Here is a 24,212-nt window from a genome sequence, read left to right on the forward strand (position 1 = left end):
ATGTTGGTCAAAATGATAAGATTTTAATTTAAGGTTAAATTTGCTATTATTTTGCCCACAGTTTGGCCTCTACGGCGCTGTTTCTCAATCATAATTGAATGAAAACAAGGGCAATGGAGAGCCAAGTTTCCAAGGATGTTCACTCCTTTACTTTAACAATAGTAATAATAGAGGAGGAACCGCAATGAGAGGAAAAAGTCGTGCTTGAAGCCTACCGTAAACACGTCGAAGAGCGTGCTGCTGAAGGAGTTGTTCCTAAACCGCTAGACGCAGAACAAGTTGCTGGACTTGTAGAACTTCTGAAAAATCCCCCGCAAGGTGAAGAAGAAGTCATTCTTGACCTACTTGAAAACCGTATCCCTCCAGGTGTTGATGAAGCTGCTTATGTAAAAGCGGGTTTCCTAACAGCAGTAGCAAAAGGTGAAGTTAAATCACCATTAGTGAGTCGTGAAAAAGCGGCTGAACTGCTAGGCACTATGCAAGGTGGTTACAACATCGAACCGCTAGTTGAGCTATTGGATGATGAAGCACTGGCAGAGATCGCAGTAAAAGCGCTGTCTCATACGCTGCTGATGTTTGATGCTTTCTATGACGTCGAAGAGAAAGCAAAAGCAGGCAATGCGCATGCACAGAAAGTACTTCAATCATGGGCTGATGCTGAGTGGTTCCTTTCTAAGCCTAAGCTTGAAGAAAAAGTCACTCTAACCGTATTTAAAGTAACAGGTGAAACGAACACGGATGACCTTTCACCTGCACCTGACGCTTGGTCTCGCCCTGATATCCCAGTACACGCACTGGCGATGCTTAAAAACGAGCGTGAAGGAATAAACCCTGATCAACCGGGTACTATTGGCCCGATCAAGCAAATTGAAGAGTTAAAAGACAAAGGTCATCAATTGGTTTACGTTGGTGATGTTGTTGGTACTGGCTCTTCACGTAAATCGGCAACAAACTCAGTGCTTTGGTTTATGGGTGATGATATCCCTTACGTTCCAAACAAACGAGCTGGTGGGTATGTGCTTGGTGGCAAAATTGCCCCTATCTTCTTTAACACAATGGAAGATGCTGGCGCACTACCAATCGAAGTTGACGTAACTAAGCTCAACATGGGCGATGTTATCGATGTTTACCCATATGAAGGTAAAGTTTGCAACCACGAAACTGGTGAGGTTCTAGCTGAGTTCTCGCTAAAAACAGAAGTACTGATTGATGAAGTTCGTGCTGGTGGTCGTATCCCATTGATCATCGGTCGTGGTTTGACAGACAAAGCGCGTCAATCGCTAGGTCTTGAGCCTTCGGATGTATTCCGTAAACCTGGTGAAATCGCAGATTCTGGCAAGGGTTACACGCTTGCACAGAAAATGGTTGGTAAAGCATGTGGCGTAGAAGGCATCCGTCCTGGAACCTACTGTGAGCCGAAGATGACGACAGTAGGCTCGCAAGATACTACTGGCCCTATGACTCGTGATGAACTTAAAGACTTGGCGTGTCTCGGCTTCTCTGCTGATCTTGTCATGCAGTCTTTCTGTCACACATCGGCTTATCCAAAACCAGTAGACGTTAACACTCACCATACACTTCCGGACTTTATTATGAACCGCGGTGGTGTATCTCTTCGTCCTGGTGACGGTATTATCCACTCATGGCTGAACCGTATGCTACTACCGGATACTGTCGGTACGGGTGGTGACTCACATACTCGTTTCCCTCTGGGTATTTCATTCCCAGCTGGCTCGGGCTTGGTTGCCTTTGCAGCTGCGACAGGCGTTATGCCGCTAGACATGCCAGAGTCAATCTTGGTTCGTTTTAAAGGTGAGATGCAACCGGGTATTACACTGCGTGATCTTGTTCATGCCATCCCTTACTACGCGATTCAGCAAGGTCTACTAACGGTAGAAAAAGCGGGCAAGATCAACGAATTTTCTGGCCGTATCCTTGAGATTGAAGGCTTAGAAACGCTAACGGTTGAGCAAGCATTTGAGCTTTCTGATGCATCTGCAGAGCGTTCGGCGGCAGGTTGTACTGTGAAATTGTCTCAAGAGTCGATCGAAGAGTACTTAAACTCTAACATCGTGATGCTGAAGTGGATGATCTCTGAAGGCTACGGTGATCGCCGTACTATCGAGCGCCGTATTACTGCAATGCAAGAGTGGCTAGCAAACCCTGAGCTGATGCAAGCAGATAAAGACGCTGAATACGCACATGTGATTGAAATCGATATGGCTGAAATCAATGAGCCAGTACTATGTGCACCGAATGACCCAGATGACGCTCGTTTGTTGTCTGAAGTACAAGGCACAGCGATTGATGAAGTGTTCATCGGTTCTTGTATGACGAACATCGGTCACTTCCGCGCAGCAGGTAAATTGCTTGATAAGTTCAATGGCCAGTTAGCGACGCGCCTTTGGGTAGCGCCACCAACAAAGATGGATAAAGACCAACTGATTGAAGAAGGCTACTACGGTATCTTCGGACGTGCAGGGGTTCGTATTGAAACGCCAGGGTGTTCACTTTGTATGGGTAACCAAGCGCGTGTTGCAGATAAATCAACAGTAATGTCGACTTCAACGCGTAACTTCCCGAACCGTCTGGGTACTGGTGCGAATGTTTACCTATCGTCAGCTGAGCTAGCTGCAGTAGGTGCAATCCTAGGTAAGATTCCAACCAAAGAAGAATACCTAGAATACGCGAAGCAAATCGACGCTACGGCAACGGATACGTACCGCTACTTGAACTTCCATAAAATGGATCAATACACCAAGAAAGCGGACGAAGTGATCTTCCAAGAACCGGCATAATCAGAAATGCACAATTCAAAAGCACCTCACATGAGGTGCTTTTTTTATGGGAGCAATTCGCTATACTCGCACCAAATTGATACGAAATAGGCAATCTCGGTGGAATTTGAATTCATTCGTAACACGTTGATGGGCGAGTACTACGTAAAATGTAGCATGGGACATGAGATTGTAGGGCGCTGGTTGCAAGAAGAAATTGGTAAAGATCCGATGAAGATTGCACAGGTTGAAAAGCTAATTGAGCGGTCATTTTCAGCGCCTTCTCAGGAGCATAACCTTACAGGCACGGAAATTAGCTTGATGATTCAGGGCGACGAAGTTCTTGTACAAGAAAACGCATTAGCCCATGAATATGATGTCGAGATGGAAAGTGAGTTCGACTTCTACAATGCAGAAAGTACAGCAAGTTGTGGGATAGAGGATTTCATGGCACTTATCGAACAGTGGAAAGACTTTTTGAACATTTAATGCACAGTTTTGGGTAACTTCTCTGCCGTTGCTTTAAATTTGTGAAAAGGGCGCACCGATATGGTGCGCCCTTTTTGTTTATAGATATGTAAATTGAGGTTAGTTTTTATTATTCAATAACTTAAAAACTTGGCACGTAGATTGGATTATAAGAAGTGTTTCAGGATGAAAGCTTCGGAGATAACTCAATGAAAATAATCAATGCCATTATTAAGCCGTTTAAATTAGACGATGTACGAGAAGCATTGGCTGATGTCGGTATCGAAGGGATGACAGTATCAGAAGTTAAAGGGTTCGGTCGTCAAAAAGGTCATACGGAATTGTACCGCGGTGCAGAGTATCAAGTTGATTTCCTACCAAAGGTGAAAATTGAAATCGCGACTCACGCAGACAATGTAGATCGTGTTGTTGAAGCAATTACAAAAGCTGCGCAAACCGGAAAAATCGGCGACGGTAAAATTTTTGTTTACGATCTGAACCAAGCGGTGCGTATCCGAACTGGCGAAATGGACGCAGAAGCACTTTAAGAATTCAAAGGATTGGAGATACTTATTATGGAATTAACAACAACAGTAACCGAGTTACGTTACGCACTTGACACCTTTTTCTTCCTCATTTCCGGTGCGTTGGTAATGTGGATGGCAGCAGGCTTTGCGATGCTAGAGGCTGGCCTTGTGCGCTCTAAAAACACAACAGAAATTCTTACGAAGAACATCTGTTTGTACGCCATCGCATGTACGATGTTTCTGATCGTCGGTTATAACATCATGTATGTCGATAATGGAGAAGGAGGCTGGTTACCTTCATTTGGTACGCTAATTGGTACTCAAGGTGAAGGGGCCGACCACTCTTTAGAATCTGACTTCTTCTTCCAAGTTGTCTTCGTTGCAACTGCCATGTCCGTCGTTTCTGGTGCGGTAGCTGAGCGCATGAAGCTTTGGTCTTTCTTGATTTTCTCTGCGATTTTAACTGCGTTTATCTATCCAATGGAAGGTTACTGGACATGGGGTGGAGGCTTCCTAGCAGAAGCTGGATTTAGTGACTTTGCGGGTTCTGGTATCGTACATATGGCAGGTGCTTCTGCTGCTCTTGCTGGTGTGTTACTGCTTGGCGCGCGTAAGGGTAAGTACGGTAAAAATGGTGAAATTTATCCGATTCCAGGTTCTAACATGCCTTTGGCAACGTTGGGTACTTTTATCCTTTGGTTTGGCTGGTTTGGATTTAACGGTGGTTCTCAGTTGATGGTTTCAGATTTTGAGAATGCTACAGCGGTAGGTCAGATCTTTCTAAACACTAACGCAGCTGCGGCTGCCGGTGCAATTGCGGCGCTATTCGTTTGTAAAACTACTTGGGGTAAAGCCGATTTAACGATGATTCTCAATGGCGCGCTAGCTGGCTTGGTTGCCATCACTGCAGACCCTCTATCGCCATCACCACTGTACGCGGTTGCGATTGGTGCAGTGTCGGGTGCACTAGTTGTATTCAGTATCATTGCTCTAGATAAACTTAAAATTGACGATCCAGTAGGTGCTATCTCAGTTCACGGTGTGTGTGGTTTCTTCGGCCTAATGGTAGTGCCACTGAGCAACGGTGATGCAACGTTTGGTGCACAGCTTTTAGGTGCCGTAGTTATCTTTGCTTGGGTATTTGGTGCCAGCCTAGTTGTGTGGGCAATCTTGAAAGCAACCGTTGGGATTCGCGTTACAGAAGATGAAGAAATGGAAGGTATGGACATGCATGATTGTGGTGTTGGTGCTTACCCAGAGTTTGTTACGGTGAAATAATCATTAGCTTGTAATAAATGGTTACACACTTAACACAATAAAACCTGCTCCGATGAGCAGGTTTTTTAATATTCGTCATTGTCTTCTTATTGAACATACATATAATAACGCAACTGATAAACGTTATCATTAGCATGGTAAAGGATTAAACAATGAAAAAACTGCTAACTCTTTCAGCACTAACTTGCGCTACTCTAGCTCCAACAGCAATGGCTGCTGAAGAAGTGAACGTCTACTCTTACCGTCAACCTTTCCTAGTTGAACCTATGTTCAATGAGTTCACTAAAGAAACTGGCATCAAAGTAAACGTAAAATTTGCTAAAAAAGGCTTAGCAGAAAAGCTAGCTCAAGAAGGTGAGTACAGCCCTGCTGACGTTATTCTTACGACAGACATCAGCCGTCTAGCTGAACTGACAAACAAAGGTTTAGTTCAGAAAGTCGATAGCAAAATCATTGAAGAAAACGTACCTGCTCAATACCAAGATAAAGAGAATGAGTGGTTTGCTCTAACTCTACGTTCTCGTAGCGTTTATTCATCACGTGATCGCGTAGGTAAACTAGGCGCAGATTTCAACTACGCAGACTTAGCTAAGCCAGAGTTCAAAGGTAAAATTTGTACTCGTAGCGGTAAGCACCCGTACAACGTTTCTCTAGTTTCAGCAATGATTGCTCACAATGGCGAAGCAGAAACCAAAGAGTGGTTGGAAGGCGTGAAAGCAAACCTTGCTCGCAAACCACAAGGCAACGACCGTGCACAAGTTAAAGCGATCAAAGAAGGCCTATGTGATGTTTCTCTGGGTAACAGCTACTACCTAGGTAAAATGGTTAACGACAAAGAGCAAAAGGCTTGGGCTGATGCAGTTTACATCAACTTCCCTAACCAAGAGACTACAGGCACTCACGTGAATATCTCTGGTATGGCGATGGCGAAGTACTCTCCAAACAAAGACAATGCTGTGAAGCTAATGGAATTCCTAACGGGTGACAAAGCGCAGCAAATGTACGCAGAAGTTAACTATGAGTACCCAGTTAAAGAAGGCGTGAAGCGTTCTGAGCTTGTGGAATCTTGGGGTGACTTTAAAGCAGACAAGCTTTCTCTAGACGATATTGCAGCCAACCACGAAGCGGCAATTAAGCTATTAGACGAAGTGAAATTTGACCTTTAATTCCTTGTGGGGGTATAACAGTACCCCCATTTGATTAAAGGATATGAGATGTATTTGCAACAGCATTTGTATTTCATACAGCCTTGCAGTAATTAGGCGATGAAAGATAAACACTCTTTATGGAAAACCAGTAGTGGGGTAATAACTCTGCTACTGGTTTTGCCGATCTTAGCGATCTTCTACACCGCAATTGGTGAAACGGATGATTTGTTTGCTCATTTAATGGCAACGGTCATGCCGACTTATATTTTTAACACGGTTGCGCTAACTGTTGGCGTAATGGTGCTGTCCTTAACTCTTGGTATTCCAAGCGCTTGGATAATGGCCATGTGTAAACTGCCGACCGAAAAATGGTTGCAGTGGGCATTGGTGCTACCTCTTGCAATGCCAGGTTATATCATTGGTTATATTTTTACTGATTGGTTTGATTTTGCAGGCCCGATTCAGATCTTTTTGCGTGATGTAACCGGATGGGGACCTGGCGAGTATTGGTTCCCTGACATTCGTACGCTGCCTGGTGCGACCTTTGTGTTGGCTTTGGTGTTGTATCCTTACGTGTATTTATTGTGCCGGGCTGCGTTTATGGAGCAAAATGTCTCTTTATTGCAAAGCGCGCGTTTGCTCAAGTGCTCTCCATGGGAAAGCTTTTGGCGCATCTCGATGCCGTTAGTAAGACCCTCTATCGCAGTGGGTTTATCATTGGTCGCAATGGAGACCATCGGTGACTTTGGTACGGTAAGTTACTTCGCGGTGAATACGTTAACCACAGCGGTCTACGATACTTGGTTGGGGTACTCTAATCTTAATGCGGCAGCCAAGATTTCTGCCATGATGCTCGTCATTGTAGTACTGCTTCTTAGTGCCGAACGATACAGCCGCCGTAAACAAAAGCTTTTTCAAAGCCAATTTAACAGTCACGAAGATTTTCGTTACGAGTTGACGGGCTGGAAAAAGTGGACCGCACTAGTTTGGTGCTGGGGCTTGGTTTCGGTCGCGTTTATTTTGCCGCTACTACAGCTGATTGATTATGCGATCACTTATTTTGCGCAGAGTTGGACCTCAGAGTTTCGTGAATACGCATGGAATAGCTTAGTTGTGTCTGTTATTGCTGCGATTATTGGTGTTGCTGTCGCACTGATCGTTAACTTTACCCATCGAGTCAATGGTAAACGAGAAAGCTTGGCATTTATGCGTCTTTCTTCTATGGGCTATGCAGTACCAGGAACGGTACTAGCCATCGGTGTGATGGTCGCTGTGCTGTTTATGGATCATCGTGTCAACGACGTTGCTAAAGCCATGGAGTGGGGAAGGCCGGGACTTATCTTTTCTGGTTCCATGTTCGCACTAGTATTTGCCATGGTTGTGCGCTTTTCCGCGGTAGCGATTGGTAGTATCGAAAGTAATTTAAATAAAATTTCTCCGTCGTTAGATATGGCATCGCGCACTATGGGTTGTAAGCCCAATGCCATGCTGTGGCGCGTGCACTTTCCGCTGGTTAAGCGCGGTGCACTGATTGCGGCTTTATTAGTGTTTATCGAGTCAATGAAAGAGCTCAATGCGGCTTTGTTACTTCGTCCGTTTAACTTTGAAACACTAGCCACATACGTTTATAACTTCGCCTCGGATGAGCATTTAGAATTGGCCGCTTTACCAGCGGTCCTGTTGGTTCTTGTTGGGTTGATCCCGCTTGTTGTTGTTAACCGTTCACTGGAGCAAAATCACTGATGAGCTGTGCATTATCAATTAAAAACCTAACGTGCCAATATGATGATCAAACCGTACTTGAATCATTGTCTCTTGAGGTAGAACAAGGGCAGATTGTCTGTTTGCTAGGAGCTAGTGGCTGTGGGAAAACAACACTATTAAAGGCCGTTGCGGGATTATTGCCGTTAACGTCAGGCGAAATGAGTCTAAATTGCGTCACAATTGATGATGGGGAAAACTGGTTGCCGCCAGAACAGCGTAACATAGGGATGATTTTCCAAGATTACGCACTTTTTCCTCACTTGACGGTGGCGCAAAACATTGCCTTTGGCTTAAAGCAGAGCTCGACAAAAGAGAAAAATGCTAAAGTTCAAGAAATGTTAGAACTCGTACACCTTCAAGGTTATGGCGATCGTTATCCTCACCAATTGTCTGGCGGACAGCAGCAGCGTGTTGCGATTGCTCGCTCATTGGCTTACAGCCCAGACTTATTGTTACTGGATGAACCGTTTTCTAATATTGATACGCAAGTTCGCCATGAGTTGATAAGTGAGATCCGTAAGATTTTTAAGGCCCAAGGTGTGACTGCCATTTTTGTTACGCATAGCCGTGAAGAGGCTTTTGCTTTCGCCGATAAAATGGCAGTGATGAACAATGGAGTCATCGAGCAATATGGCACAGCATCTGAGCTTTACTACCAGCCTTCAAGTAAATTTGTCGCTGATTTCTTAGGTGGTGGCAGCTACCTTGCTGCTAAACGGGTTTCGAATTCAGAATATGAAACCCACTTGGGCGTGGTTGAAGCCACGGCTCAACAAGATATTCCAGTACAGGCGGAGTGCTCTTTACTGCTAAGACCGCAGCATGTGCAAATTCAATCCGATGAAGATAGTTCGGTAACCGTATTGGAACAGCATTTTATGGGTGATCACTGCCGTTATGTGATTAACGCGAATGGTGACCGTTTGTTAGCTACAGCTTCGCAAGCATTAAATATAGGTGAGTCCGTCGCGGTGAAAATTGAAACGCAAGGCGTCCTGGCATTTGCTTAACGCTCCTGAGTATCTTTGCTATCTCGTTTACGACTTTCCAACATACAATAAAAAAGCCCGGCAGTGGAGCCGGGCAAGTGCTCTTCTCCTGTTGATGAGCGCCTTTTCAGACAGCGTTGACTCTCATCATAGTGCTCGAAGCGGGCACAAGGTTCAGTTATAAAGACAAGAAGTCTTTAAACTGTTGAAGAACACGTTCCGCAGTGTCCTTATCTTGCATCTCTGCAAAAATTCGTAGCAGTGGCTCAGTGCCAGAGAAGCGAGCGATGATCCAACCGCCGTTTTTGAAGTAGACTTTCGCGCCATCTTCATAGCTGACTTTTTCGATTTCAAACTCAAACTCAGGCAACTGTTTTTCAACATAAATTTTGTTGAACAGAACGTCCTTTTGCGCTGGTTTGAACTTACAATCGCCTTCTGCCATGTAGGCATAGCCGTACTTGCCGTAGATTTCATCCAGCAACTCAGACAGCTTCTTGCCGGTTACTGAAATCATTTCTACCAATAGGCTTGATGCGAATACGCCGTCTTTACCTTTGATGTGGCCGCGAATGGTTAGGCCGCCAGAACTTTCGCCGCCAATCAGCGAATCGTCAGCTTCCATTTGAGAACTGATGTGCTTAAATCCTACAGGAACCTCAAAGCATTTTTCACCATGATCTTCTGCGACTTTATCTAACAGATGAGTGGTTGCGATGTTACGTACTACTGACCCTGTCCAGCCTTTGTATTCAAGTAGGTAGTAGTAAAGCAGCAGTAGTACTTCATTTGGATGAATGAAGTTACCTTTCTCGTCGATAATACCAAGGCGGTCTGCGTCGCCATCGGTACCAATACCAATGTCGTAGCCTTCTTGTTCTACAAGGTGCATCAAGCGGTAAAGCGTTGCTGCACTTGGTGATGGCATTAAGCCACCGAAATCTGGGTTTTTGCCGTCGTTGATTACGTCGACTTCACAACGACCGTTGATCAATACGGTCTGTAGCGCGTTTTTCGCAACACCAAACATTGGGTCGATCAAAACACGTAAATTCGCCTTCTTGATCGCTTCGATGTCGATAAAGTCGATGATTGAGTCAACGAATTCGTTCATCGGATTGATGATTTCAATCAGCTTATCTTCAACCGCTTGTTCAAAGTCGACGCTTTTTACATCTTGCGCAGTGAGCGCGTCTATTTGTGATTCGATTTTTTGGGTGATGATTTCATCTGCGTCACGACCGCCTTCAATGAAGACTTTAATGCCGTTGTAATCGGCAGGGTTGTGTGATGCGGTAATACATGCCGAGTATGCGCAGCCCATTTCTTTCGCTTTAAACATTACGATAGGTGTTGGGACAAATTTGTCGATAAAGCTAACCACAATGCCGTTTGCTGCTAGAACTTCAGCGAACCAACGACCTGCTTTATCGGAAAGAAAACGACGGTCATAGCCAATCACAAAGCCGCGATCAGCAACCGATTCGTTATTCGTGATGTTTGCAACTGCTTGAGCGACCAAACGTACATTATCTTTGGTGAACTCCTCACCGATAAATGCACGCCAACCGCCTGTACCAAATTTGATCATGATTCGATCCTCGATAAGAGCGGCATCCCACCGCCTCTTAAATCTTTGCTAGCGAACCGATGCACTTGTAAAACATAAATGCACCGGATAAATCAAAAGGGGAGAAGGACTCCCCCAAAAGATGATTAACCTAGAGTAACGATAACTTCGTTTACTGAACCTTCCGCTTGAACTGGGACAGAGGCACCATTCACTGCTTCACCGTTCACAGTAATCGACTTAACGCCTTTGCTTACTGAGTCTGGGTTAACGACTTTGATGTTGTACGTTGCACCTAGCCATTGACGAGTCACTTCGAAACCAGGCCAGTTCGTTGGGATACATGGATCGATAGTTAGGCCATCGAAGCCTGTACGCACACCAAGGATAAAGTTGGTAACAGCGAAGTAAGCCCAGCCTGACGTACCTGTTAACCATGGGTGGTTTGCACGACCGTGGTCTTGGTGGTCACGACCCATGATGAACTGTACGTATGAGTAAGGTTCTGCAATACGTTTTTCGATGATGTCGTTCTGGTTGTATGGGTTAAGTGCATCGTAGAACTTCATTGCACGATCACCACGACCCAGTTTCGCTTCAGCTACCCAAGCCCATGGATTTGGATGCGAGAAGATCGCACCGTTCTCTTTTACGCCTTGGTAAACACGAGTTACGAAGCCGATATCATCATTCGGTGTTGCAAAAGATGGTGAGTTTAGGTGGAGGCCGTATTCAGAGAATAGGTTCTCATCGACAGCGTCCATCGCTTTTTCGCCGCGCTCTTGAGATACCGCTCCGGAAAGTACCGCAAGCGTGTTTGACTCGAGGTGTACTCGGCCTTCCGCTTGTTGCGCAGTACCGATCTTGTCGCCATTCTTCGTCAGACCACGGATGTACCAACCGCCTTCGTCATCCCAAAGGTGGGTTTCACAAGCTTCACGCACGTTTGCTGCCATTTCCGTGTATTTCTCTACGTCGGCTTCTTTGCCTAGGTATTTCGCTAGGTCGATGAACTCCTGCAGTGCCCAGAAATGTAGGAACGACACCATTGAAGATTCGCCACCACCTAGGTTCAGACAGTCGTTCCAGTCTGCACGCAGACCTTTACAGATACCGGTTTGACCGACGTACTCCGCCGAGAAGTCTAGCGCGGCTTTCATGTGGTCATAAACCGTTGCATCGCCACCGTCGGCGTAAGGGATCACTTCGTCGAAGAAGCTGTGCTCACCGGTTTCCATCACGTACTTACAGATGGTTGGAACTAGCCATAGATGGTCATCGGAACAAGTGTCTTCGATGCCGTGAATCTTGTCTTCATCAGACGGTGTTGGAACCACGGTTGGGGATTTCGATGGTTTAACATCCGCTTTTTCTGGATCAAACCAATCTGGATCGAATAGGTGTAGACCGTAGCCCGCTTTTACTTGGCCGCGCAGTAGGTCAACGATACGTTTGCGCGTCATTGCTGGGTTAGCGTGAGGAACTGAGATTGCATCTTGCGCTGTATCGCGGTAACCAAGACCAGTACGGCCTCCCACTTCGATGAATGAAGCAAAGCGAGACCACACCACACAAGTTTCTGCTTGGTACAGTGTCCAAGCGTTGATCATGGTATCTAGACCTTCGTTTGGTGATTTCACTTGGAACTTGCCACAGCGTTCATCCCAGTGTGCTTTGATACCCGCAAATGCATTGTCGACTTCTGCAAAGTCTTGGTACTTAGCACGTAGACGGTCACCATTGCCTTTACCGATACCTAGAATGTAAGCAAAGCGAACTTCTTCACCCGGCTGGATAGTGAATTGCTTGTGCAGAGAGCCACAGTGGTTGTAACACGTTTGTGCTGTGTTGAAACACTTACCTTGTTCTACCGCTAGCGGGTTTGCTTCGTCACGGTATAGGCCAAGGAAGCTGTCACGTTGACCGTCGTATGAATCTGGATCAAATGTTGAAGCTAGGTAGTAGAAACCTTCGAAATCATTCGTGTTGTAGTACAGGTCGTACTCAATCACGCCTTCATTGTAAGCCGTACCTGCTGAATACAGAGACATCTGATGGTTTTGGTTATCAGATTGAATGTGGCTGAATGAGAACTCAACAAATGAGAATGCGCTGATCGTGCGTGGTTTGTCAGAGGTGTTTTTAATCACTACATCCCAGATTTCAGCGTCTTCGCCTTTTGGCACGAACAGAGTTTTTGTTGCGGTAATACCGCTGTATTCACATTTGAACTTAGAGTAAGACAAGCCGTGACGAACTTCGTAGTTTGCTTCGTCTAGGCTCTTCGCAACTGGTTGCCAAGAGATTGACCAGTAATCACCTGTCTCATCATCACGCAAGTAAACGTAGTGTCCTGGGCGATCGAATGTCGCATTTGGACGGAATTTAGTAACACGGTTGTATTCTGGAGAGTTGTAGAACGAGTAGCCACCCGCGTTGTGCGAGATAACCGTACAGAACTTCTCAGTACCTAGGTAGTTGGTCCATGGTGCTGGTACGTCAGGGCGAGTGATGACGTATTCGCGATTCTCGTTATCGAAATAGCCGTATTTCATTTGTGTCTTTCCTTTTTACGAAGCTGCATCAGCAGCCAAAATTTAAAAACTGTTTAAGCGTGATGTTTCGACATCAGTTTTGTATTACTTCCACGGTTTACGGTAATTCACTCCCTGCAAATCAAGCAGAGGTAGATGGCCTTTCAAGCGTGATAAATAGTCGGTCCAATCTCGGTGTTGTTTGTCTGTCCAACATGCTTCTGCCATTGCAGTTAAACGAGGGAAGATCATGTAGTCCATGCGAGGTTGGTTATTGATAATTTCGCACCATAATGCTGTTTGAATGCCCCAAATGCGCTTACGTATTGGGTCGTCAGCAGGCACTTCAGCGAGCGGCTCGTAGTTGTAAGCTTTTTCTAGTGGCAGTGGGTTTGCCCAGTCCACGCCCGGTTCTTCAGGTGCGTAGTCTTGGGTCATATCTAGGTAAGTGGTTTGTGCTGGTTGCAGCACCACATCAAAGCCTTGGCGAGCACAGTTCAATGCCGCTTCTTCGCTTAGCCATGAGTAGATCACCGTATCTTTACTGACTTTGTCGCCGTGTTGAGCTTCTTCCCAGCCCAGCATGCGTTTGCCCAATTTACGAAGTTTGTCTTCGGCATAACGCAAGAAGTGTCCTTGCAAATCTTTGTAGTCGCTGTAACACAGTTGTTCCATTAGTGCTTGGCATGCTGGGCTTTTTGACCATACGCCGTTAGGTACTTCGTCGGCACCAATATGAACGTAAGGCGCAGGAAAAAGCGCAGAGACCTCTTCTAGCACTTTGTCGATAAATTCATAACTCCCCGGCAGAGCAGGGTTAATGACGTTGTCGTTGTAATGCTGAATACTGCGGTATTCGGTGGTATCTTCCGCTTCTACCAATAGGTGTGGTAACGACTTGATGGCGGCTCGGCAATGACCAGGTACATCAATTTCAGGAATGATGGTGATGCCGCGTTGCGATGCAAATTCGATAACGTCTTTGATGTCTTCTTGTGTGTAGAAGCCGCCGTAACGTTCATCAAAGTGCGTGTACTGTGGTTCATTGATCTCATCCAATCCGCGCCAAGCACCAATATCGGTCAGTTGAGGCAGTGATTTGATTTCAATTCGCCAACCCTCATCGTCGGTAAGATGCCAATGGAACGTATTGAACTTGTAATGAGCCAGTTGGTTGATCAAGCGTTTGACTTGCTCAACGGAGTGAAAATGACGAGCACAATCCAGCATCATACCGCGGTAACGAAAACGTGGCCTGTCTTTGATTGAACAGCAAACTACTTCCATTGAGTTAGGTTGATCGCCAACTTTGATTAGTTGTAATAACGTTGCACAAGCATGGGTAAAACCAGACGAAGATCCTGCTTCAATTTTGATTGACTCTTCGGCTACTTTCAGTTTGTAAGCGCCTTCATCCAAGGTTGGGTTGCCTTTGAAGATGATCTGACTGCCATTGTCTGATGCGAACTCAAATTGGTGAATGCGCTTAAGCTCTTCAAGTAGCCATTCTTTAGCTGAATTGGCCAGGCTTGAATAAACCGCGACGCCAGCATGATGATCAAAGCTAAAATAGTGATCGCTGACCTCAATATGGTTTGGTTTTGGCAGCAAGGGCTGTGCATGGGTTAAACTTGCCGGAATCTCACTGCGTTCACGGTATGGTGAAGCTAATACGATAGGCGTGACATCCACTTGTGCGCGCTGTGGGTTTCCATCAACGACAAAGTTGATCATCGCTTCGTTAAAGCCATCCGAGTAATAACGGAATGGGTTCGAACCAATACTGAATTCACAGTAATAGTGATGGTTGGCAGCCAGTACCACCCCTTCTGGTTTAAGTGTGCAAAAACTACCAATTTGAGTCAGTTGACCATTTGAAACGCTGTTTGGAAGAATGTAACGATCGAAAGCGAAAGTTAAGCTCCAGCTGTTTAGGTCTTGGTCGCTCAAGTTATGAAAGGTGAGGCCAAAGCGGCAGTTTTGTTTCTGCTCAGAAAGGACTACGAGATCAACACGATATTCCATATCTACTCCTACGCCGCACTGAGCGAGTAAAGGTTATGTTCTGGTTTGCCAGCAAACATAATTGCGCCTTCAATCGCGTCAAACTGTGGCTCAACAATCCATTGCTGAACTGGTGGTGAAAGCCAACGTACAATGCGTTCAGCTATGCTGCCCATTAAACAAATACGTGTTGCGCCGCGCTTGTTTAATGCCACGAGAAACATTTCTATATCCGCTGCGGTTTGCTTCAGCATTTCAATGGCCAGTGCATCGCCTTGTTCCGCATGTTGGAAAATAGCCGGAGAAAACTGCCCATAATCACGAGGAAGCGCCTGTTTTGACCACGCCACCACGTTGTCGACCTCATTTTCGAAATGCGTCATAACGTGTTGTGCTAGGGGCGTTTTTTCTCTGATGCCATCTTCAGCTAACAAAACTTGCTGAACTAGGCGTAGCCCCATCACTGCGCCGCCACCTTGATCCGAAATAGGGAACTCACGACCACCGACAACATGTTGCTCCAATCCGTTAAGGTAGATGCCACAAGAACCGGTTCCCGCAATCATGATTGCGCCATCTTCGCCATTGTGCGCACCAACGCACGCACCGTAAGCATCGGTATTCAGAGTCATACTGGCAAATGGATGAGGAAGAGACATGAAGGCTTGCCAAGATGCTTTGTGCTCTGCGCCAGCAAGGGCTAAGCCGACGTGCATCGACGCGAAATCTTGTTGTGTCAGACCGCCTTGCTCGGTAGCCGAAGTGATGGATTCAAGAATCGAAGCCATTGCTATTTCAGCACCTAGCATGATGTTGGCACTGCCGCTTTTGGCCTCGCCAAGAAAATTACCTTGTGAATCTTTAATCCTGGCTCGACATGACGTGCCGCCACCATCGATACCGACAAAATACATTCCCATGATTATTCTTCCTTCATATTTTTAGAGGTCGCCAACTGAGAAACATGCTGAGCTTGACTCATTATCGCGAGTAAGTACCAAGCGCCATGCGGGATCCATTGTTCGCCCCAGCGCCAGTTTTGTAACACGTCTTCTTTTTGTGCTGGTGGGTTAAATGCAATGTCTTCCTCGTCTTCAAAGCCGCCAGTGATTCCGTTACACACGCCACCTTTTGCGTTGAAGAAACCATATTGAGGGAGGTAATCAGGGTTGTTACGACCATGGCCATCTAGCATGCACATGTCGTATGGGTTTAAGCCTACAACCCAGTTCAATGCATCTTGAGCAAACACAGAAAGTTGTTGCTGTACTTCTTGCGACGCTATATGCGGTTGAGCAAGGTACGCCATGGTCGCGAGTGAGCCCAGTCGAGCATTCTCGCCTTGCCACCAATAGCCAGATTCATTGTTGTGTGCGACAAAAAATGCCTCGCGTTTTGACTCATTTACGCCTTTAACATATTGGCGAGGGTAACCGAATGGGTTGATCACTTTATTCGATATTGTGATCTCAAACTCACACGCTAGGTTGACGATACGTTTTACCGATTCCGCTCGTGCTGAGTCGTCTTCAATTAATAGATATTCGCATAGGGCAATAACTGGTAGGCCAGCTTCGGCTGCGTGAAAATATGGACGGCTGCCGTCTTGGTTTGCTGACCAAAAGTGTTGAATCTGTTCGTCGCTCATTTGGCGTGCAACTAAACGTTGCGCCCAGAAACGGCTCTCTTCCAAGTAGCGAGTTTCTTTGGTTGCTTTAAACAGTTCTACACAAGCCAGTAGCGCACAGTATTCGTCGATAATGTTTTCTTCCCCATCATTGAGGTACTGCGTATTGTGCTCTTTTAAGTGCCAGTAACCATTTTCGGCAGCGTTGCGGTATTTTTGTTGATCGTATTCACCGTGAACACTTAAACGCGACGCTGCCGCTAGCGCTGCAATGGCGACACCGCCACCTTGTCGAAAGCCTGCTTGATAGTCGTCAAATTTGTGACCAAGTTGAGTTTCGTACGCGCAAATCTCGCGTTGCGCAGTATCTTTGCTCCACTTGTCAAAGACCGTCATGTAGAAAAAGCCTTTTTCGTTTTGCATACGCACAAGAAAGTCTGCACCGAACAGGGCTTCTTCAATCAGACGTGTACGTGTGAAAGCTGCAATGTCTTCGCTTCCTTCAAGCAATGAAACCCCTTTTAGGATGTTCCAAACCACCATTGGGGTTTGTTGAGGATTCAAATAATTCGCGTATGAAAGGTGACTTAAATACTTGCTAACGTCTCCTGATGCGTCGTACCAGCCGCCGTGTACATCAACCTTTTTATTGGAGTTTAGTACTGGAAGTTGTCGATCTTGTTGATCGAAGATCCCGCCGCAACGTTGCGATTTGAAGTAGTGGATCACATCTGACAAAGTTTGATCCAACAGAATGTGTTCGCCAACGATGAAAGAGGAAGAGCGCTTATCTTCTACTTGCAAGAAATAGTCACCTGACGTTGTGAAAGAGGAAAAGTCGATGAGGTAGAAATAGCCCTGATGCCAGTTCGCCACTTTACCTTGTTCTTCAACCGCAAAAGTTGCCACGGTTTGCTCGCTAGTGGCACAAATCAATTGAGCAGTGTAAGAAGACAAGTGTGGTTGTTCGGTCTGGATAATGGCTTTCTTTGGGCCCAGACGTTCATAACCAATGTGGTTAGTCAGTAGCAGCATTCAATGTCTCCGGGAAACGATAAAAACAGGAATGGGCCAGGCTGAACCTGACCCTCGTTATGATTAATCTTCAAATAAGTAACAGCGGACAAAGTGGTTGTCGGACAGTTGAGTGACGCCCGGTAGTCGTTCGCGACATTTGTCGGTAGCGTGTACACAACGTCCAGCAAATGGACAGCCGACAGATTCTGGTGTCCAAAGTGGGATTTCCCCTTTGTTGCCTTTCAGTTTCTCGTGAATAGACTTCGATGGATCTGGAACCGCAGATACCAACAGTTGCGTATATGGGTGTTGAGGATCGTGAATGATTTCTTCAGTATCGCCCCATTCAACCATGTGACCTACGTACATGACCGCGAGATCTTCAGCAATGTAACGCGCTGTTGCGATGTCGTGAGTGATGTAAAGCAGAGACATTTGTTTCTCGAACTTCATCTCTTCCATCAAGTTCAGAACACCGGCACGGATTGATACATCGAGCATCGATGTTGGCTCATCCGCCAATACCACTTCTGCACCAACTGCGATGTTACGAGCTAGGTTTACACGTTGACGCTGACCGCCAGATAGCTGGTGCGGGAACTTTTGCGCCGTTTCTTTTGGTGGAATAAGACCAACTTGTTCAAGTAGGTCGTACACACGCTCTTCCAGTTCTTTCTTGTTGCCCGGTGCTACTTTCTTATGAATCAGCAACGGGCGCGCAATATGGTGGAAGATATTGTGCGTTGGGTTTAGCGAGCCAAACGGGTCTTGCCACACCATTTGTACACCTTCACGGTAGGTCATTAAATCGTGACGAGAGGTGATGTCTTGGATATCACGACCTTTGTATTCAATGATGCCATCGGTTGGTGCGTACATTTTTGCAATCATTTTTGCAGTAGTAGACTTACCTGAACCAGATTCACCTACCACTGACAAGCCGCGGCTCTTGTACATTTTGAAAGAGACGTCGTTGATTGCGCGCATCTTAGATTGTTTGATTGAGTTACTGTTTAAAGGGAAGTCCTTAACGACATTTTTACCCTCAATCAGCAGTTCGCCGAATTGTTTGCTCATAATTCTCTCCAGTGTAATTTTTGTTCTTAGCTAGCGTTTTTTTGTTGTTAAACCTTAGCTTGAGCAATGGTGTCGCCGTACAAATGGCAATTTGAGAGGCGACCTGGTTCAATTTGACGTAATTGGGTTGGTACACGTGTACATGCTTCATGTACGCGATCGCAACGAGCTTGGAAGCGGCAGCCCCGTGGTACTTCTAGCAAGTTCAACGGGTTACCTGGAATACCAGTCAATTTGGTCTTTGGTCCAGTTAGTGGAGGGAAAGAGCTACCCAAACCTTTGGTGTAAGGGTGGTAAGGACTTTCCAGAATTTGCTTAGAAGGCGCGACTTCAATCAACTCACCTGAGTACATGATGCCGATACGATCCGAGAACTCGACCATCAATGACAAGTCATGTGTGATGAACAGAATTGAGAAACCAAACTCTTCTTTAAGCGCGTAAATTTTTTGTAGAATTTCACGTTGAACCACTACATCCAATGCGGTAGTCGGTTCGTCCATGATGATCATTTTTGGGTTCAGAGCCAAAGCGATTGCGATTACTAGACGTTGACGCATACCACCAGAGAACTGGTGCGGGTAATCACTCAATCGGCTAGGGTGGATATCAACGATTTCCAGCAGACCTTCAGCGCGTGTTTTTGCTTGAGCGCGAGTCATATTGGTATGACGCATGATGACGTCACAGAACTGCTCTTCCATGGTTAGAACAGGGTTCAAAGCGTTCATCGCACTCTGGAATACCATCGACATTTCACTCCAGCGGAACGCTTGCATGCGATCATCGCTGTACTGAAGGATATCTTCACCGTTGAAGATAACCTCACCACCTGTGATAAACGCTGGTGGCTTATGAAGGCGCATTAGTGAGAAGGCAACAGTGGATTTGCCACAGCCAGATTCACCAGCCAGACCGAATACTTCACCTGGTGCAATGTCGAAGCTCACGTTGTTACAGGCGCGGACATCGCCCGCGTCTGTGATGTAGTCTACGCATAGGTTACGGATGGAAATTAGTGGTGCAGTCATGATTATTTATCTCCGCTCCATAGTGCATTTTGTGGTGCCAGTTCAGGCTCACGCTCTTTCTTGTCTTTTGCTGCTAGTTTTTTCCAGCGTTTCATGCCTTTGTGAGAACGAAGTTGAGGGTTCGCAATTTCGTCAACGGCAAAGTTCAACAGAGCAAGACCAGTAACCAGTAGTGTTAGGGCAATACAAGGTGCTAGTACTTCCCACCATGCGCCAATCAGCATGGCTGATGAGGTTTGCACGTTGTAAAGCATGATGCCCCAACTGATCGTGTTGGCATCACCCAAACCTAGGAACGAAATGACCGCTTCAGTGTTGATCGCCAGCATTACTGAGCCAATGAAGCTCGCACCGACAATTGGGATAAGGTTTGGTAAAATCTCAACGAAGATGATGCGGAATGAAGACTCTCCCAATACTTCGGCAGCTTTAACGAACTCTTTCTCGCGTAGTGCCATAGTTTGAGAGCGGACAACACGTGCACCCCATGCCCAAGAAGTACCAGCGATAATCAAGGCAATGGTGAGTGGGCCTGCTTCACCGATAAAGGCCGCCAACACGAATAGCAATGGATACTGCGGGATTACTAACATGATGTTCATCGCGGCACTCAATACGTCATCCACTTTGCCGCCGAAGTAACCTGCCGATATACCAATGACTGTTGCTAAGAAGCACACGATGATGCCAGCGCCAAAGCCTACACCCAGTGATACTCGTGCACCGTAAGCCACTTGCGACCAGATATCGCGACCCATTCGGCTAGTACCTAATACGTGGTCGGCCTTTTTAGACATAATCAGCGTACGACGATCGTCTGCTAGGTTTTTAGCGACCCAACCATCAGGATTGTTTTGTGCCTGTTTTACAACAAAGCTTGGGTATTCGTGCGGGTTACCGGTTCGCTTGTCTGGCGCATGCTTTGTAAGTAAAGGAGCGGCAATCGCAACGAACACGAACAGCGTAACAATGCCAAGACCAATGCGAGCGAATGCGTTACCTAAAATAAGTTTGAATAGTTCTTTCATGATTATTTGCCTCCCGTACGTAGGCGAGGGTCTAGAATCATGTACAGCATGTCAGCCATTAAGTTGAAGCACAGCATGAACATCGTCATGATAATTAACTGACCTTGAAGTACTTGGTAGTCACGAGCGTGAATTGCGTTCAATAGAACAGTACCTAGGCCTGGGTAGTTGAAAATCATCTCGATGATTAATTGACCACCGATGGCCATACCTAGAGACATAGACAGTGCGGTAACACTTGGAAGTAGTGCGTTACGTGCGGCGTAATTAAAGACGACGCGGTTTTCACTCAGCCCTTTACCTTTAGCCATCGTGATATAGTCTTCGGCGAGAAGGTTGATCATGTTGTTACGCATGTTAACTAGGAAGCCACCAATTTGAACGATGGTTGCACAGAATAGAGGTAGTACAGCGTGGTAACCCACGTTCTTGATGAACTCCCAGCTTGTCCAATCAGGAATAGTACCTGGCGTGTAAGCATAGCCAGATGGGAACCATTTCAGGCCAATCGCAAAGGTAAACAGCGCTAACATTGCGATAACCATTTGTGGAATAGCTTGAATGATCAATGTGCCAGGCGTTACGAATGCATCGTACTTACTACCGCGCTTCCAGGCGGCAAAAATACCAAGGACAGAAGCGATGGAGAAAGAAAGTACAACCGCAGTACCAGCTAGAAATAGTGACCAGCCAAATGCACTACCTAGTAAAGAATTAACTGAAAGTGGGTAGAACTGGATTGAGGTGCCCAATTCCCAACTTAGAATGTTTTTAATGTACGAGAAGTACTGAATGTAAATTGGCCCATCAACGAAACCGAGCAGTTCTTTCATTGCTGCGATTCGTTCTGGAGTCACCTGTACTGAAGCATTAGCAAACATCATGGTAACTGGGTCACCAGGCATTGCTCGCGGAATAATAAAGTTTAACGTCGCTGCAACTAAGAGCGCGACAAGATAGAACGACAAACGTCTTAAAAAATAACCCATAACTCACACCTTACTCACCCAGATTTTTTCCCTGTTTCTGGTTTCAGGTCGCTCCTAGCGAAATTTAGAGCGAAAAATCCCCTGACGACGAGCGCCACATATTGGTTTCGTTAACAAGGGATTTTTATAGGCGGCACACGGGATGTATGCCGCTTGAAATGAACTTCTACTTATTTAACTGGTTTTAGGTCCAGTACGTGAAGTAGACGCTCTGGGATACCTGCCCAAATGTTTGGACGGCCCTTAGGGTTTTCTTCGTTCCACCAACCAGTGAAGCGAGTTGTGTTGTATTGGTACATGTACGCGCCAGATAGCACAGGAATAGTTACTTGGTCCTGAGCAATGATCTTCTGAATGCCATGAGCGATCTCTAGTTGTTCTTGCTTATCTGCTGTCTTGTAGAAGCTGTTAAGAAGACCGTCTAGCTTATCGTTCTTGTAGAAGTGCATTGCAAAGCGAGGCATGCCGTCACCAGCTTGTAGCTTCGAGTTGTAGCCACTATCCCAGTACAAGTGTGGATCTGCACCGTGGAAGTAGTTGGTGTAAGCAACGTCGTAAGTACCTTCTAGCATAGCTTGGTTGTATACCGAGAAGTCCGGTGTACGAGCACGAGCTTTAATGCCCACTTCTGCTAGTTGCTCAACGGCTAGCTGTACCGTGTTGTTGAAGTCAGTCCAACCGTTTGGTGATTGAATTAGAAGCTCGAAAGACTTGCCAGATGGTGTATCCACAAAGCCATCTTTGTTTACATCTTTGAAGCCAGCTTTAGCTAGAAGCTTTTTCGCACCTTCCGCGTTGTATGTGTTGTAGCCTTTGTACTTGTTGTGCGTCTCTTCATCAGACCAAGCTTCGAATGCGTAGCCAAGACCAGATGCGAAGTCGTTCACTGTACCGCCGCCGTAGAAAGCGATATCAATGATAGTTTGACGGTCTAGCGCCATAGAGAACGCACGACGGAAGTCAACGTTAGTTAGTGCTTCGTTTTTCGCAGCGTCTGGGTTTTTGAAGTTCACTACAAATGCTTGAGTACCCGCTGGTGGGTACCAGTAGTGGTGATTCGGACTTGCTGCAGCGTACGTACGGTCGATGTCTGGTACGAATGAAGACGTCCAGTCCATTTCGCCGTTAACGATTTTGCCCAAGAATTGGTCGTTGTTCGCGATTTGTGGCACACGCAGACAATCTACATCTAGGTTGTCAGCATCCCAATAATTCGGGTTCTCACACTGGATATATAGCTGCGGTGTGAAAGTGTCGATTTCAGTAAATGGACCACTGCCTACTGGATTTTCGTTTGTGAATGTTGCTGGATCTTTTACTTTGCTCCATACGTGCTTAGGTACGACGGGTACTTTCGCAATTTCGTAAGGAACGTTTGAGTTTGCTTCGCTTAGACGGAATTTAACTTGGTAGTCGTTAACTTTTTCTACGCCAGTCACCCAAGAGTTGATACCAGATTGGTCTAGCTCTGGCTTCTCTTTAACTAGGTTGAAAGAGTAAACAACATCATCAGCGGTAAACGCTTTGCCATCAGACCATTTTACGCCCTTACGGATATCGAAGGTTACGCTCATCAGGTCATCAGCCATGGTAAAGTTTTCTGCTAGACGAAATACAGGCGTGTTACCGTGCATTTCGTTAAAAACAACGAGCGGCTCGTAAATAAAGTCGGTTGTTGTGTGCAGGTTAGTTGCACCCAAGAAAGGGTTAAAGTTACGAACGAAAGTTGTAAACTCTTTAGGGTGGATAGTCAGTTCACTGCGTTCAGCCGCAGTAGCTACCGATGCAAAACCTGTAGTAGCCGTTGCAATAATTGCTGTTGCTAGTGCTGTTTTTTTAATATTGGCAAGCATAGCTGTTCCTTACTATTTGCTTTCATTTCACTAAATGGAATTGAATGTCATCAATTGATAAACACTCTCTAAGACCTACCTCTTGTACATGCCTTACTCATTACAACATTGAGTTTCGCCAAGAGTGGCCTGTAGGCCTTAGGCAGGAGTAAGAAAACACCTTATCCATAAAATAATCAAACTTGATTCCCGTTAAAAACGTTAAAATCTCTGAGCTCTCCGTTATAAACGTTATTTTGGCTAATTTTAACCAGTAGAGGGACAAAAAATAAACGTTGATATGCGTCGCAGTTTATATCCTTGTTAATAATGAGTGTTGGTGATTACTAACCTGGTGATCCATTTAAAATATACGTTTCTTGCTTGGTTTCTAGGTTCGGAGATCTCGCTCACATACAGAAATGGTGTTAATTAATCAGCTAAAAATTAATCTGCCGTTCTGTTGTGATTAAGTTCGCAATCTCTATCAATAGTTCGTCAAAATCCGCTTGTTATCTGAAAAATGGCCTTTTTTATCGACAGTTTTCTTCC

17 protein-coding genes are annotated in these 24,212 nt (G+C 45.8%); 7 read left to right on the forward strand and 10 right to left on the reverse strand.

Going from position 1 to position 24,212, the window contains the following annotated elements; genetic code table 11:
• The first annotated feature begins 200 nt into the window (after positions 1–200).
• The 7 genes from acnB to R7P67_RS08645 all read left to right on the forward strand — a co-directional run bounded on the left by acnB (position 201) and on the right by R7P67_RS08645 (position 8,972).
• Complete coding sequence (gene acnB, locus R7P67_RS08615; protein ID WP_005380009.1) at positions 201–2,798, forward strand: bifunctional aconitate hydratase 2/2-methylisocitrate dehydratase; 2,598 nt, start codon at positions 201–203, stop codon at positions 2,796–2,798.
• Between the two features lie 99 nt (positions 2,799–2,897).
• A complete protein-coding gene (locus tag R7P67_RS08620; RefSeq protein ID WP_017635908.1) occupies positions 2,898–3,266 on the forward strand; it encodes a YacL family protein in 369 nt (122 codons plus the stop codon).
• Between the two features lie 188 nt (positions 3,267–3,454).
• Positions 3,455–3,793 (forward strand): P-II family nitrogen regulator, encoded by a 339-nt coding sequence (locus R7P67_RS08625; RefSeq protein ID WP_005386570.1) that lies wholly within the window; start codon positions 3,455–3,457, stop codon positions 3,791–3,793.
• 27 nt (positions 3,794–3,820) lie between these two features.
• Entirely contained in the window at positions 3,821–5,050 is a 1,230-nt protein-coding gene (locus R7P67_RS08630) for an ammonium transporter (RefSeq protein WP_005386568.1), read from the forward strand.
• 152 nt (positions 5,051–5,202) lie between these two features.
• Positions 5,203–6,216, forward strand: a complete 1,014-nt coding sequence (locus R7P67_RS08635; protein ID WP_005386566.1) for a Fe(3+) ABC transporter substrate-binding protein — start codon at positions 5,203–5,205, stop codon at positions 6,214–6,216.
• Between the two features lie 99 nt (positions 6,217–6,315).
• On the forward strand, positions 6,316–7,941 hold the full coding sequence (locus tag R7P67_RS08640; protein ID WP_132936919.1) for an ABC transporter permease: 1,626 nt from the start codon (positions 6,316–6,318) through the stop codon (positions 7,939–7,941).
• On the forward strand, positions 7,941–8,972 hold the full coding sequence (locus tag R7P67_RS08645) for an ABC transporter ATP-binding protein (RefSeq protein WP_017820405.1): 1,032 nt from the start codon (positions 7,941–7,943) through the stop codon (positions 8,970–8,972). Before R7P67_RS08640 ends, R7P67_RS08645 begins: the two co-directional genes overlap by 1 nt.
• Positions 8,973–9,129: 157 nt before the next feature.
• Here the strand turns inward: R7P67_RS08645 and R7P67_RS08650 are convergent, their stop codons facing one another.
• From R7P67_RS08650 to R7P67_RS08695, 10 genes are all read right to left on the reverse strand, one after another.
• Positions 9,130–10,542: a phosphoglucomutase/phosphomannomutase family protein gene (locus R7P67_RS08650; RefSeq protein WP_213917219.1), complete on the reverse strand. Its 1,413-nt coding sequence runs from the start codon at positions 10,540–10,542 to the stop codon at positions 9,130–9,132.
• Positions 10,543–10,667: 125 nt separating this feature from the next.
• Complete coding sequence (locus R7P67_RS08655; protein WP_158174148.1) at positions 10,668–13,076, reverse strand: GH36-type glycosyl hydrolase domain-containing protein; 2,409 nt, start codon at positions 13,074–13,076, stop codon at positions 10,668–10,670.
• Positions 13,077–13,160: 84 nt separating this feature from the next.
• Positions 13,161–15,080, reverse strand: a complete 1,920-nt coding sequence (locus R7P67_RS08660) for a beta-N-acetylhexosaminidase (protein WP_158174147.1) — start codon at positions 15,078–15,080, stop codon at positions 13,161–13,163.
• Between the two features lie 8 nt (positions 15,081–15,088).
• On the reverse strand, positions 15,089–15,979 hold the full coding sequence (locus tag R7P67_RS08665) for an N-acetylglucosamine kinase (RefSeq protein ID WP_005380046.1): 891 nt from the start codon (positions 15,977–15,979) through the stop codon (positions 15,089–15,091).
• Between the two features lie 2 nt (positions 15,980–15,981).
• Positions 15,982–17,721 carry a glycoside hydrolase family 9 protein gene (locus R7P67_RS08670; RefSeq protein WP_158174146.1) on the reverse strand — a complete coding sequence of 580 codons (1,740 nt, stop codon included), beginning with the start codon at positions 17,719–17,721 and terminating at the stop codon, positions 15,982–15,984.
• A gap of 63 nt (positions 17,722–17,784) precedes the next feature.
• Positions 17,785–18,780, reverse strand: coding sequence for an ABC transporter ATP-binding protein (locus tag R7P67_RS08675; RefSeq protein ID WP_005380041.1), 996 nt, complete (start codon positions 18,778–18,780; stop codon positions 17,785–17,787).
• Between the two features lie 47 nt (positions 18,781–18,827).
• Positions 18,828–19,811: an ABC transporter ATP-binding protein gene (locus tag R7P67_RS08680; RefSeq protein WP_005380040.1), complete on the reverse strand. Its 984-nt coding sequence runs from the start codon at positions 19,809–19,811 to the stop codon at positions 18,828–18,830.
• Positions 19,812–19,813: 2 nt separating this feature from the next.
• Positions 19,814–20,839: an ABC transporter permease gene (locus R7P67_RS08685; protein ID WP_025768199.1), complete on the reverse strand. Its 1,026-nt coding sequence runs from the start codon at positions 20,837–20,839 to the stop codon at positions 19,814–19,816.
• A gap of 2 nt (positions 20,840–20,841) precedes the next feature.
• Complete coding sequence (locus R7P67_RS08690) at positions 20,842–21,828, reverse strand: ABC transporter permease (protein WP_005380038.1); 987 nt, start codon at positions 21,826–21,828, stop codon at positions 20,842–20,844.
• 170 nt (positions 21,829–21,998) lie between these two features.
• Positions 21,999–23,681, reverse strand: coding sequence for an ABC transporter substrate-binding protein (locus tag R7P67_RS08695; protein WP_005380037.1), 1,683 nt, complete (start codon positions 23,679–23,681; stop codon positions 21,999–22,001).
• Positions 23,682–24,212: the final 531 nt, after the last annotated feature.

It is taken from the genome of Vibrio sp. Vb0937 (assembly GCF_033338855.1).

Bases quoted from the DNA above. Each gene is read 5' to 3' on its own strand.
- R7P67_RS08675 (WP_005380041.1), bottom strand. From the start codon at position 18,780: ATGAGCAAACAATTCGGCGAACTGCTGATTGAGGGTAAAAATGTCGTT.
- R7P67_RS08635 (WP_005386566.1), top strand. From the start codon at position 5,203: ATGAAAAAACTGCTAACTCTTTCAGCACTAACTTGCGCTACTCTAGCT.
- R7P67_RS08690 (WP_005380038.1), bottom strand. From the start codon at position 21,828: ATGGGTTATTTTTTAAGACGTTTGTCGTTCTATCTTGTCGCGCTCTTA.
- R7P67_RS08650 (WP_213917219.1), bottom strand. From the start codon at position 10,542: ATGATCAAATTTGGTACAGGCGGTTGGCGTGCATTTATCGGTGAGGAG.
- R7P67_RS08655 (WP_158174148.1), bottom strand. From the start codon at position 13,076: ATGAAATACGGCTATTTCGATAACGAGAATCGCGAATACGTCATCACT.
- R7P67_RS08695 (WP_005380037.1), bottom strand. From the start codon at position 23,681: ATGCTTGCCAATATTAAAAAAACAGCACTAGCAACAGCAATTATTGCA.
- R7P67_RS08660 (WP_158174147.1), bottom strand. From the start codon at position 15,080: ATGGAATATCGTGTTGATCTCGTAGTCCTTTCTGAGCAGAAACAAAAC.
- R7P67_RS08665 (WP_005380046.1), bottom strand. From the start codon at position 15,979: ATGGGAATGTATTTTGTCGGTATCGATGGTGGCGGCACGTCATGTCGA.
- R7P67_RS08670 (WP_158174146.1), bottom strand. From the start codon at position 17,721: ATGCTGCTACTGACTAACCACATTGGTTATGAACGTCTGGGCCCAAAG.
- R7P67_RS08645 (WP_017820405.1), top strand. From the start codon at position 7,941: ATGAGCTGTGCATTATCAATTAAAAACCTAACGTGCCAATATGATGAT.
- R7P67_RS08680 (WP_005380040.1), bottom strand. From the start codon at position 19,811: ATGACTGCACCACTAATTTCCATCCGTAACCTATGCGTAGACTACATC.
- R7P67_RS08640 (WP_132936919.1), top strand. From the start codon at position 6,316: ATGAAAGATAAACACTCTTTATGGAAAACCAGTAGTGGGGTAATAACT.
- R7P67_RS08625 (WP_005386570.1), top strand. From the start codon at position 3,455: ATGAAAATAATCAATGCCATTATTAAGCCGTTTAAATTAGACGATGTA.
- R7P67_RS08685 (WP_025768199.1), bottom strand. From the start codon at position 20,839: ATGAAAGAACTATTCAAACTTATTTTAGGTAACGCATTCGCTCGCATT.
- R7P67_RS08630 (WP_005386568.1), top strand. From the start codon at position 3,821: ATGGAATTAACAACAACAGTAACCGAGTTACGTTACGCACTTGACACC.